Consider the following 12,313-nt stretch of genomic DNA (forward strand, 5'->3'; position numbering starts at 1 on the left):
CCCGATCTATTATTTGTTCACAGTCGTAAATGATTGGTAGAATGCCGGTTTCTCTTGCAGCGCCACAGGCTCTTTCTGCCCGGATTCCTGAGCTTTTACGCACGCATCAGTTGTCACCGCGGCAATATAACCGTCCCATGCCGTCGGACCGCTGACTTCGCCTTTATTCCGGATCGAATCAATGAAGTCTTGAATTTCCACATCATACGCAGCCACAAATCGGCGCTGCCAGTCCATCAGGATATCGGTGCTGAATTTCCCTTCTTTTCTCAAGCTGATGCTTGACGGTTCCGGAAGCTTGATAACGCCGTCTTCCCCGACGATTTCACATTGAATGTCGTAGCCGTATTTACAGTTCACGTAGATTTCGGCATTGATAACGATGCCGCCTTTTGTTTCGATGATGACCATCTGCGGATCTTTCAGATGCGGCAGCGCATTTTTTGATTTCTTCGGATAGATCACCTGTACGGATTCATAGTCGTCATTGACGAGCCAGTGGAGGACATCAATTTCATGAACGAGCGTATCGACGACTGCCATGTCCGTTGAATAATTGGATGCGACTGTCGGGTTGCGGTGCGCACAGTGAATCATCAGCGGCTCGCCGACCACGCGGTTGTCAATCGCTTCTTTCAGCTGAACGTAACCGCTGTCATACCTGCGCATGAAACCTACCTGCACCAATCGTTTTCCCGTCTTCATTTCTTCCTCGACAATGCGCATACAGCCTTCTGCCGTTGTCGCAAGCGGCTTTTCACAAAACACGTGCTTGCCGTGCTGAATCGCTTTCAAAACGCTGGACTCGTGAGCCGGGCCCCAGCTTGTCACTAAGACGGCATCCACATTTTCAGCAGCGAGGAGGCTGTCGTCATCAGGATAAACGGAGGCGTTCAAATTGAAATCCTGAACGGTCTGCTGCGCGGCCTCCTGATTCACATCTGTGACAGCGGTAATTTCCGCTCCGGACAGCTTATTTGTGATGCGGTTGATGTGCTCTTTTCCGATAGCACCAGTTCCGATAACACCTATACGTAAATTCATTGATCGCCACTCCTTCTGATAATCAAATAATGGTTCTCGTCTTTCTTTTCTCGCTGCCGTCCTGAGGAGCGCCGTACAGTTCCTCCTGTATTTGTTCAAGCGACTTGCCGGACGTATTCGGTGCGAAAACAAGCCCGATGATCATACTGGCCGTCACACATATGAGCAGAATACCGGCCATAAAACCGATGCCGAATTGTGACATGATGACCGGCACAAATAAACTCCAAATTCCGATTGAAATACGGACGAGAAAGAACATGAGCCCTTGTGCTGACGCTCTGTGTTCTGTCGGGAACAGCTCGCTTGCCCACAGCTGGTAGTTCGCCTGCTGGCCGGCTCCGTTATTGATGCCGATCGCTAAAACAAACAAAAGCAGCATCGGGAGCCCCTGAAACGGCAGTAAAAACAGCGACCAGCCGACAACGGCCATACATGCGCAGATTCCGAACACCGTTTTCCGATATTTATCTGCGAAAGGCATGAAGATACAGGCGACGCCGAGCCCGGTGAAGATAAACAGGGCCATCTGCAGAATGTTGGCCGTATTTGCGGATACGCCGCCGACCTGCTGGTAGATGTACGGCATGAAGAATCCCATGACGCCCGCGGCGAGATTCCATACGAGAAACACACCCATTAAAAACAAAATGTTCTTGAAAAATTTCGGCTGAAGCAGGTCAAAATAAGATGTTTTTTTCACGGCGGCAGGCCGATCTTCACTGTTTTTCCAGGCATCCGACTCAGGTAAACGCTTTCTTATCACATATGTGATCAGGGCGATCACCAATAGATGCGCAAAGACAATTTTATTTCCTAAAAGCCCGAGGTCACCGACCAAAACGGATAACAGCAGAACCACAACGGCTCCTGCGGCCCACGCCACCTGCGCCACTCCGCAATGCCTCGCCCGGTTTTTCTCAGGGGCGTTTTCCGCGATAATGGTCCAGGAAGCCGTAATATCCGCGCCTACAGAAATCCCGATAATCATGTATCCGCATAACAGCATGGGAAAGTTGAATCCAAACAAAACCAAACAAATTCCTAAGGCGTAGACGAGCATACTGTTTGTGTATACAGCTTTTCGGCCGACCTTATCAGCCAAATACCCGCCGAGCAGCGCTCCGATGGCCGCTGATATCGCGTTTGCGCTGAAGGCGCCGAGCAATCCGATCTGGCTGTCGGACAGCTTCAAGTAGCTGACCCACATAGATAAACCCGCTGATCCTGCCACGATGGAACCTGCATCAATGTAATTTGCTAATGCTGCGGCGATGGTCCTTTTGCTGAAAGCTGATTCCGCCTTGGCACTATTCATATAAGTCCCCCTCTAATTTGCAGGATCAAGCAGTTCACTGTCGATGTACTTTCTTGCAATCAGCGCGTACTCAAGCGGATTGGCGACTGCCGGGTCTTGTTCGGCTTCGATGACGATCCAGCCTGAATAATCATGACGGACGAGCGTTCGGTATACTTCGGTAAAATCGATGCATCCGTCGCCGGGAACCGTAAAAATGCCCTGTAAAAACGACTGCCTGAATGACTTGCCTTCCTGTCTGCACCGCTCCATAATGTCAAACCGCGCGTCCTTGAAATGAACGTGTCTGATCCGATCCATATGCTTGTTGAGAATCGTCATATAGTCTCCGTCCGAGATATAGGCATGGCCGGTATCATAAAGTAAATGGACATACCGCGGGTCCGTTCCATCCATCAGCCGGTCAACTTCTTCCGCCGTCTGGACGCCTGTGCCGAGATGATGATGAAACGTGAGGTCCAGCCCGTATTCGCCAGCGATTTTCCCGAGACGGTTCAAGCCTTGGCACAGCGTATCCCATTCTTCATCTGAGAAGTGCGGTTTTTCCTTAAATACATCAATGTCCAAGCCCTGAACGCTGTACGTCTGTTCAGAAACGATGGCGACATCCGCTCCGACTTTCTGCAAATAATCACAGTGTTCTGTAAATTGTTCAGCCATTTTTTCAATACCGTCTTGTATGATAAAGCTGCTGAACCATTTCCCCGCAATCCGCAAGTTTCGGAGAGCCAGCTCTTTATTGAGGACGGAGGGTTCAGGGAAAAACCCTCCCACTTCCGTACCTTGAAAGCCGGCGACAACAATATCGCTTAACAAATGCTGCAGCGTATTCCCGGCTCCGATTTCCGGCATATCGTCATTGCGCCACCCAATGGGAGCGATGCCCCACAGAATATCTTGTTTGCCCATCGTGATGCCTCCCCTCTAGTACTGCTTTGCAGACTTCAGCTTCGTCTCTTTCGCTTCGTATGCCCGCTGAACGCTTTCCTGCTCCGACACTTCCGCCACGCCGACATGCCACCAGCTGTCATAGCCGTCCGTCATCGTTTTCGGCAGAACCTTCATTTCAATTAAAGTGGATACGTCTTGCGTTTTCGCATCTTCAAGCGCCGCTTTCAGTTCTTCAACCGTATTGGCTCTGTATGTTTTAGTGCCGTAGCCCTCTGCCACCTTCGCGTAATCAACGTTTAAAATCTGATTGTCCTCTGTGCGGAACTCGCAGAAATAACTGCCGCTCCCGTGATCCATCTGCAGGTTGTTGATACAGCCGAATCCGGAGTTGTCAAAAAGCAGGACATTGATTTTTTTGTTATATTGAAGCGCGGTAATCAGCTCTGAGTGCAGCATCAGAAAGCTTCCGTCGCCGACGAGTGAATAGACTTCTTTGTCGGGATGGGCCAGCTTGAGGCCGAGCGTGCCTGATACTTCATACCCCATGCAGGAATAGCCGTACTCGAGGTGGTACGTATTCGGGACATTGGAATGCCACAGCCGCTGCAGATCCCCCGGAAGAGATCCCGCCGAGCTGATGACGACGCTGTCTTCAGGAATCGTGTCATTGATGGTCAACAGCGCCGTTGTCTGCGGCAGCTCAGTCTCGAGCGCGTCGGCATACTCGTTTAACACATCCTGTGAGAAATGGTTTTTAATTTCCGGTTTGAACGCGTCACGTGTAAAAGTGACCTTTCCGAGCCGGTCCCGTTCAGCAAGCCATTCATCTTTCCAGTCTTTAATCGCCGTGCCGAATGCACTTTTATATCCGTCTAATAAGCCGTGCAGCCTGCCGAGCGTCACTTTCGCATCGGCTACGACCTGAAACGCGTCAAGCTTGTAAGCCTGCATGCGGCTGACGTTGATATTCAAAAATTTTGCTTTGTCAAAATCAAACGCCGTTTTCGAGGATGTCGCAAAGTCCGTGTACCGTGTGCCGACACCGATGATCAGATCAGCCTGGCGGGCGGCTTTGTTTGCGGCGAGTGTGCCCGTGATGCCCATGCCGCCCAGATTGTTGGCGAAATCGGCTTCAACCGTTGACTTGCCGGCCTGCGTTTCGACAAGCGGAATGCCGTATGTTTCAGAAAGCGCGATTAATTCCTCACGCGCGCCGGAGTACTTCGCGCCGCCGCCCACTAAAATGACGGGACGGCTGCTCTCCTTAATTCTTTCCGCGGCGCCTTTCAGTTCACGCTCGCTCGGCTGCATCCGGTCAATGTAATGAACGCGTTTTTCAAAGAAGCTTTCATCAAAATCAAATGCTTCTCCCTCTACATCCTGAGAAATGCAGATGGTCGCCGGACCCGCTTTTGCCGGATCTGTCATCACTTCAAACGCCCGGATTAAGCTGCTCATCAGCTGCTCGGGGCGGGTGATGCGATCCCAATAGCGGGACACGGGCTTTAACGCATCGTTTGTTGTGACGGCGGCACTGTATTCCTGCTCCACCTGCTGAAGCACCGGGTCAGGCTGCCTCGTCGCAAAGGTATCGGCCGGAAGCAGCAGCACCGGGATATTATTGGCCAGCGCCGTACCCGCGGCAGCCGTCAAGTTAGCGGCACCCGGACCGACCGATGTCGATACCGCGTAAATTTTTCTTCTCAGCATCTGCTTGCTGTATGCCATCGCGGCATGCGCCATGCCTTGTTCGTTTTTGCCTTGATAGACTTTCAGGTGCCCGGCGTCCTGCTCAAGCGCCTGCCCGATCCCCAACACATTTCCGTGGCCGAAAATCGTGAAGATGCCCTCAACGAACGGCTCTTCTTTTCCGTCAACATGAATGTACTGCCGGTTCAAGAATTGAATCAGCGCTTGTGCTGTCGTTAAGCGAATTGTCTTACCCACAAACGATCCCACCTTTTATACGTTCTATTTACCGTTAAGACTGTGCTGCGCTTCAATCAGTTCGATGATTTCACCGGCAGCCGGCATTGCTTCTGAGGAGCTGTGTTTGCTGACGACGATGGAAGCGGAAGCGCTCCCGTATTTTAAAGCCGTTTCAATATCCCGGCCGCTGACAAGTCCGTAGATGAAGGCTGACGCATAGGAATCACCCGCTCCGAAGGTCTTCAGCACCTTTGTTTTATAGGCATGCGCCCGGAAAACTTCTCCCGATCTGCTGTATGCGTATGATCCGTCAACGCCGTGCTTAATGACGACAAGATCGGCGGAATGCGCAAACAAATGGCGGACCGTTTCATCGTTATTTCCGCCGCTACGGTTTTCCATTACGTCAAATTCGTCACGCGTACCGATGATGATATCGGATTGTTCCGCCACCAGCGTGTAGTACACGGCTGTTTCTTCTGCCGATTGCCATGTATACGGACGGTAGTCGAGCTCAAACACGACTTTTACGTCATGTTTTTTTGCGATATGCACCGCTTTTAAGACGGCTTCGCGCGACGGGCTTTTCGCAAGCGCCGTGCCTGATACGAGCAGCATTTTCGCGTTTGCGATGTAGCCTTCATTGACTTCGGACGGCTCAAGATACAAATCCGCCACGTCATCCCGGTACATCAGAATGCTGCACTCTTCGGGACTGAGAATTTCGGTAAAAGCGAGCCCGGCTTTGCGCCCTTCTCTGTCAACGGTCATTTGTGACGTATCAACGCCCTTTCCCTGCATATAAGAAACGATGAATCTGCCGTGCTGATCGTCCGGGATTTTGCCGATAAAACCGGCTTTTAATCCGAGCTTGGCGCTGCCGATCGCAATATTTGCCGGGGAGCCGCCGACATATTTAGAAAACGTCATCGTTTCTTCCATCGGCCGGTTGTATTCCGCAGCGTTCAAATCAATACACGCGCGTCCGATCGCGACAATATCAAACTCTTTTTCTTCATTAAATGTATATTTCATCGTTATCTGCCACTCCTCACTTGTTAGCGTTCCAGGATCCATTCATGGGCCGGATCATTATGAAACTTCCATTTTCGTGTCGGTCCCGCCATTACATTCAGGTAGTAAGAGGTATACCCGTCCGGAACACCAACCGGGTGATAGCCCGCCGGCACGATGACAACGTTTTCATTTTCTGCGGTCATCGTCTCGTCAATCGAGCGGTCGTCCGTGTACACACGCTGGAAGACAAAACCCTGCGGCGGGTCTGTTTCATGGTAATAGGTTTCTTCTAAAAAGGATTCAGCCGGCAGATTGTCTTGGTCATGTTTATGAGGCGGATAGCTCGACCAGTTGCCGCTGTCCGTGTATACTTCAACAACGAGAAGGCTGTTTGCCGATGGATCTGAATCGGGGAGAATATTATGAACGGTTCGTTTGTTTGCCAGCTTGCCGCGATGTTCCACACCGTTGTCTTCCGCTTTAATCAGCTTTGTCGGAAGCTGGTGTTCGGACGGAGAATAGCACAGCGCGACCCTCGCCCCGCTGACCGCTGTGATTTCAAAAGAGCGGTCATTGGACACATAAACGCTGTCCGTCGGTTTTCTTTCAAATACGCTTTCACGGGTGCCGATGCTTTCAAATGTCTGATCATAATCAGTGACGGTGATTTTTCCCGTTACCGCAACGATGCAGCACTCCGTCTTTTTCAAATCTTCTGTATATGCGGAACCGGGAGTGAGGTCAACGACTTTAAATCCGACGTATTTGAGGTCTGAATTGGCTGAAGTGACGTCATGTATGATGTTCACGCCTTGAGAAATCTCATCGGCCTGCGGTTTGCGCAGCAAATGACTCATGTTTATTCCTCCTTAATGGATGGTAAAAGAAAACCCGGACGGAATCACAAAGCCGTCCGGGCCGGCTGTCAGATCAATTGAAGTCAGGAGACGGGTATCGTGCCGTCACGACTTTTTTACGTGTATAGAAGTCGACGCTGTCTTTTCCGTTTGCGTGCAATGTGCCGAAGAAAGAAGACTTCCAGCCAGAGAACGGGAAGAATGCCATCGGCGCCGGCACGCCAAGGTTGATGCCGAGCATTCCCGCGTCAATATTCTCACGGAAGTAGCGGATCGCATTCGCATTTGAAGTGAACAGACACGCGCCGTTCGCAAATTCAGACTGGTTGGCGATGTCCACCGCTTCTTTTAAGTTTTTCACGCGGATGACCGACAGAACGGGCGCAAAGATTTCATCTTTCCAGATCGTCATATCCGTCGTCACGTTGTCAAAAATCGTCGGTCCGACGAAATAGCCGTCTTCCGTAGCGTTTTCACGCCCGTCACAAAGAAGTCTCGCTCCTTCTTCGATGCCTTTTTCAATATAGCTGTGCGTGCGTTTTTTGTTGTCCTCGCGGATGACCGGGCCCAAGAATACGCCGTCATCCAGTCCGTTTCCGATCTTGATGTCCGCTGCTTTTTCCTGTAATTTCGAAATAAACTCATCGGCGATTCCCTCTTCAACCGTCACAACCGCGCATGCCATGCAGCGCTCTCCTGCCGAACCGAATGCCGCGCCGATAATGTTTGTCACCGTATCTTCAAGGTGGGCGTCATTCAGCACGATCGTGTGGTTTTTCGCGCCCGTTAACGCTTGCACGCGCTTCAAATGTTCGCTGCCTTTTTTGAAAACATACTCGCCGACAGGTTTTGAACCGACGAATGAGATGGCTTTAATCTCCGGATGTTCAAGAACGCCGTTTACGACGTCATGCGCGCCGTGCACGACATTGAAGACGCCCTTCGGAAGGCCGGCCTGTTCAAACAGCTCTGCCAGTTTTTCCGTTAACAGCGGCGTGCGCTCAGACGGCTTCAGAATGAACGTATTTCCTAACGAAATCGCCATCGGGAACATCCAGCACGGGACCATCATCGGGAAGTTGAACGGTGCGATACCGCCGACCACCCCGATCGGATAGCGGTAGTTCGCCGCCTCTACATCCGTCGCGATGGAGGCAAGTGAATCGCCCATCATGAGTGACGGCGCGCCCGCTGCGAATTCGACGTTTTCAATTCCGCGTCCCACTTCACCGAGTGCTTCCGTCGTGTTTTTACCGTTTTCCAAAGTAATCAGACGGGCAAGCTCTTCTTTGTTCTGCTGGAGAAGCTGCTGATAGTTAAATAGAATTCTCGCACGGCGCGGCACTGCCGTCTTTGACCATGTTTGAAATGCCTCTGACGCTGAGCGGACGGCGTATTCCACATCCTCCCGCGTAGAAATCGGAACCTGGCACATCACTTCTTTTGTAGCCGGATTGATAACGTCTTCATATTGATCTGTCTTACTTTCAACCCATTCACCATTGATGTAGTTTTTCAGTTTTCTGATCTCTGCCATTCTCATTGCCTCCTTAAATAGTAAACATCCTGTTCAGCTGGATAATAACGGATGAATATATTCATCTTTTACATATAAAAGACATGAATTAAACGCTTACAAATGCTAAAATGATGGTGACTCCCAATCTTTCCATGTAAAAGTTGGTCATGTGCCGGAAAAAGCAAACGGTTACATCTTTCACTTTTGATTTTACAGGTTATGTTTTGGTCATTTCTTGGTTACATTGTAAGCCCAACACCTCTTCAAGTCAATCTAAAAAATCAAAATTTTTTCATTATTTTTATCATACTTTTTTTGATCGGGAAAACAGGAACTTGGAGAACCGTGTCGAATCGGAGGGGATGATCCCTCTTTTTTATCATTTGTTAAGTAACTATTGATTAACTTCTGGTGTTTATTATATATTTTAATTACTTTAAGAATTCTAGAAGGAGTTTTTTTATGAAACTGATGCGGATTCAGGAGATGGAAGAATACATTCTCAAACACGGAGCCACTTCGCTGGATGAGCTGTGCGAGGTATTCAACGTCTCTAAAAACACGGTCAGACGCGATATTAATAAGCTTGCGGAAAAAGGGGTTATCAAAAAGGTATACGGCGGCGTGACGTCAGCCGAAAAATCTGTGCTCGTCCCTTTTGAAAACCGCACCATTCAACATCAGGATGAAAAAATCAAAATCGCCCGCTATGCGTCACGGTTTATCGAGGATCACGATCTTGTATTTATTGATTCCGGCACGACGACCAAATCGATGCTGGAGACGCTTGATCCCGATAAGAATGTAACGGTTTTGACGAACAGCCTTGATATTATTAACGCCGCTTCATCCATGAAAAATATCGACCTGATCATCATCGGCAATAACTACAAACGGAAGACAAGGTCGTTTGTCGGCATTGATGATCCGAGCACACTCAATAAATACAACATTAACAAGGCGTTCATGTCCGCTACCGGGACAACGATCACCCACGGCCTGACGAATTCCGACTTACTGGAATACGAGGTGAAAAAGAGAATTTCCGAAAAGGCGAACGAAGTGTATCTGCTCGCGGATCATTCCAAATTCGGCAAATCCACGCTTTTGACATACGCGCCTTTCGACCGGCTTCACAGCATTGTCACTTCTCAGCAGCTCGATGAGGAATATACGAAGTATTGCCAAGAGCATCAAATCGACATTCACTTGGCATAGCGTTATAGTTAATAGAGAACGCTGCCGTATTTTTCCGGCAGCCGCTATGATATCCAATTTTTTCAGGGGGCGAAAACATGAGCAAAGTAACAATCGGCAAAACTGACCTAAAGGTATTTCCGATCGGTTTGGGAACAAATGCGGTCGGCGGACACAATCTCTATCCGAATCTGAATGAAGAAACGGGAAAAGAATTGGTTCGGGAAGCGATTAAAAGCGGCGTTACCATGTTAGATACCGCCTATATTTACGGTGTGGGCCGTTCTGAAGAATTAATCGGCGAGGTGCTGAAAGAATGTAACCGCGAGGATGTCTTCATCGCCACAAAAGCCGCTCACAGAAAAGAAGGCGATGACTTTGTTTTCGACAATTCACCGGCCTTTTTGAAACAATCGGTCGAAGACAGCCTGAAACGCCTGCAGACTGATTACATCGATTTATTCTACATCCATTTCCCGGATGAGCACACGCCGAAGGACGAAGCCGTTCAAGCGTTGAATGAGCTGAAAAAAGAAGGAAAAATCCGTTCCATCGGCGTATCCAATTTCTCTTTGGAACAGCTGAAAGAAGCCAATAAAGACGGCTTAGTCGACGTGATTCAAGGAGAATACAACCTGCTGAACCGTGAGGCGGAAAAGACTTTCTTCCCTTATACGACAGAACACGGCATCTCATTCATTCCGTACTTCCCGCTCGTATCCGGACTGCTGGCCGGCAAATACGACGAGAACACAACCTTCCCTGAAGGCGACCTGCGCAATGATCAGGCGCATTTCCAAGGGGAGCAGTTTAAAGAAAACATCAAAAAAGTCAACCAGCTCAAACCGATTGCCGAAAAGCACAATGCCGATACGGCGCATATCGTGCTTGCCTGGTACTTGGCGAGACCTGAAATCGATATCCTGATTCCGGGCGCCAAACGCGCGGATCAATTAAAAGACAACATGAAAGCAGCCTCCATTACGCTATCTGCTGAAGAAATCGCGTTTATCGACAAGCTGTTTTCCTAAGAAAAAAACACGCCTTTTAAATGGGGCGTGTTTTTTTATGTTTATATTTTTCTCTTCGGGGAATGAAATAGTTATCTAAATAAACTATTATGCGTTCCAAAAGATGAGGAGGATCATCTGTGAAGAAAAACACCAAAAAATACCTGATTTACTTTTTCGGAGCATTAGGCGGGCTGCTTTACGGCTATGACACCGGTGTGATTTCAGGGGCTTTGTTATTTATTAACAATGATATTCCTTTAAACACGCTGACCGAGGGATTGGTCGTCAGCATGCTGCTGCTCGGTGCGATTTTCGGGTCCGCATTAAGCGGGACATGCTCTGACCGATGGGGCCGGAGAAAAGTGGTTTTCGTCCTTTCACTCATTTTTATTATCGGCGCGCTTGCCTGTGCGGCTTCGCAAACCGTCACTATGCTGATTATCTCCCGTGTCATTCTCGGGTTAGCCGTCGGGGGCTCAACGGCGCTGGTTCCCGTTTATCTATCTGAGATGGCGCCGACGAAAATACGCGGAACGCTCGGCACATTGAATAACTTAATGATTGTAACCGGAATTTTACTCGCATATATTGTGAATTACATATTCACCCCGTTTGAAGCTTGGCGCTGGATGGTCGGTCTCGCCGCAGTACCGGCGGCGCTTTTATTAATCGGAATCGCGTTTATGCCGGAATCTCCGAGATGGCTCGTCAAACGCGGCCGTGAGAAGGAAGCCAGACAAGTCATGGAAATGACCCACGACAAAGAGGATATCGCCGTTGAATTGGCGGAAATGAAACAAGGTGAAGCCGAGAAAAAAGAATCTACACTCGGCTTGCTGAAAGCCAAATGGATCCGCCCTATGCTGCTGATCGGGATCGGCCTCGCCATCTTCCAGCAGGCGGTCGGTATCAACACGGTGATTTACTATGCGCCGACCATCTTTACAAAGGCCGGACTCGGCACTTCGGCGTCCGTTCTCGGCACGATGGGCATCGGTGTCTTAAACGTCATCATGTGTATCACCGCCATGATCTTAATTGACCGGATCGGCCGGAAAAAACTGCTGATGTGGGGAAGTGTCGGCATTACCTTGAGCCTGGCGTCACTATCAGCCATTCTCCTTCTGGCCGGCCTGTCAGCTTCAACAGCATGGCTGACCGTGCTGTTTCTCGGCATCTATATCGTCTTCTACCAGGCGACATGGGGTCCCGTCGTATGGGTTCTGATGCCGGAGCTATTCCCGTCAAACGCACGCGGAGCCGCAACCGGATTTACGACATTGATCCTGTCGGCAACCAACCTGATCGTTTCACTGGTATTCCCGCTTATGCTGAGCGCCATGGGCATCGGCTGGGTATTCGGAATATTCTCAGTCATTTGCCTCTCATCCTTCTTCTTCGCCGCTTACATCGTTCCTGAAACGAAGGGCAGAAGTTTAGAAGAAATCGAAACGCACTTGAAAAAACGGTTCTCCTTAAAGAAGCGCAGCAAACAAAATCAAATTCTTAAACAGCGCACACTGTAACA

General features: G+C 49.6%; 10 protein-coding genes. 3 read left to right on the forward strand and 7 right to left on the reverse strand.

Features of this window, described 5'->3' with window-relative positions; translation table 11 throughout:
- Window positions 1–9: 9 nt before the first annotated feature.
- The 7 genes from NSQ37_RS04445 to iolA form a co-directional block, all read right to left on the reverse strand.
- A complete protein-coding gene (locus NSQ37_RS04445; RefSeq protein ID WP_020958069.1) occupies window positions 10–1,044 on the reverse strand; it encodes a Gfo/Idh/MocA family protein in 1,035 nt (344 codons plus the stop codon).
- Window positions 1,045–1,066: 22 nt separating this feature from the next.
- Window positions 1,067–2,362, reverse strand: coding sequence for an MFS transporter (locus NSQ37_RS04450; protein WP_060562325.1), 1,296 nt, complete (start codon window positions 2,360–2,362; stop codon window positions 1,067–1,069).
- Between the two features lie 12 nt (window positions 2,363–2,374).
- The gene (gene iolE, locus NSQ37_RS04455) at window positions 2,375–3,271 is read right to left on the reverse strand and encodes a myo-inosose-2 dehydratase (RefSeq protein WP_012118844.1); all 897 of its coding nucleotides are present in this window, start codon (window positions 3,269–3,271) and stop codon (window positions 2,375–2,377) included.
- A 15-nt stretch (window positions 3,272–3,286) separates the two neighbouring features.
- Window positions 3,287–5,200: a 3D-(3,5/4)-trihydroxycyclohexane-1,2-dione acylhydrolase (decyclizing) gene (iolD, locus tag NSQ37_RS04460; protein ID WP_326365136.1), complete on the reverse strand. Its 1,914-nt coding sequence runs from the start codon at window positions 5,198–5,200 to the stop codon at window positions 3,287–3,289.
- Window positions 5,201–5,224: 24 nt separating this feature from the next.
- Entirely contained in the window at window positions 5,225–6,217 is a 993-nt protein-coding gene (gene iolC / locus NSQ37_RS04465) for a 5-dehydro-2-deoxygluconokinase (RefSeq protein WP_265450983.1), read from the reverse strand.
- Window positions 6,218–6,240: 23 nt separating this feature from the next.
- On the reverse strand, window positions 6,241–7,056 hold the full coding sequence (gene iolB / locus NSQ37_RS04470; RefSeq protein WP_012118847.1) for a 5-deoxy-glucuronate isomerase: 816 nt from the start codon (window positions 7,054–7,056) through the stop codon (window positions 6,241–6,243).
- A gap of 73 nt (window positions 7,057–7,129) precedes the next feature.
- Entirely contained in the window at window positions 7,130–8,593 is a 1,464-nt protein-coding gene (gene iolA, locus NSQ37_RS04475; RefSeq protein ID WP_124692651.1) for a methylmalonate-semialdehyde dehydrogenase, read from the reverse strand.
- A 444-nt stretch (window positions 8,594–9,037) separates the two neighbouring features.
- Between iolA and NSQ37_RS04480 the strand changes: the two genes are divergently transcribed.
- The 3 genes from NSQ37_RS04480 (at window position 9,038) to NSQ37_RS04490 (ending at window position 12,311) form a co-directional block, all read left to right on the forward strand.
- Window positions 9,038–9,793, forward strand: coding sequence for a DeoR/GlpR family DNA-binding transcription regulator (locus NSQ37_RS04480; RefSeq protein ID WP_007614879.1), 756 nt, complete (start codon window positions 9,038–9,040; stop codon window positions 9,791–9,793).
- Window positions 9,794–9,870: 77 nt separating this feature from the next.
- Window positions 9,871–10,803 (forward strand): aldo/keto reductase, encoded by a 933-nt coding sequence (locus NSQ37_RS04485; RefSeq protein ID WP_007407843.1) that lies wholly within the window; start codon window positions 9,871–9,873, stop codon window positions 10,801–10,803.
- A gap of 119 nt (window positions 10,804–10,922) precedes the next feature.
- Window positions 10,923–12,311 carry a sugar porter family MFS transporter gene (locus NSQ37_RS04490; RefSeq protein WP_032869301.1) on the forward strand — a complete coding sequence of 463 codons (1,389 nt, stop codon included), beginning with the start codon at window positions 10,923–10,925 and terminating at the stop codon, window positions 12,309–12,311.
- Window positions 12,312–12,313 lie beyond the last annotated feature (2 nt).

This window comes from Bacillus sp. FSL P4-0334, from assembly GCF_038004825.1.
Classification (GTDB): domain Bacteria; phylum Bacillota; class Bacilli; order Bacillales; family Bacillaceae; genus Bacillus; species Bacillus velezensis.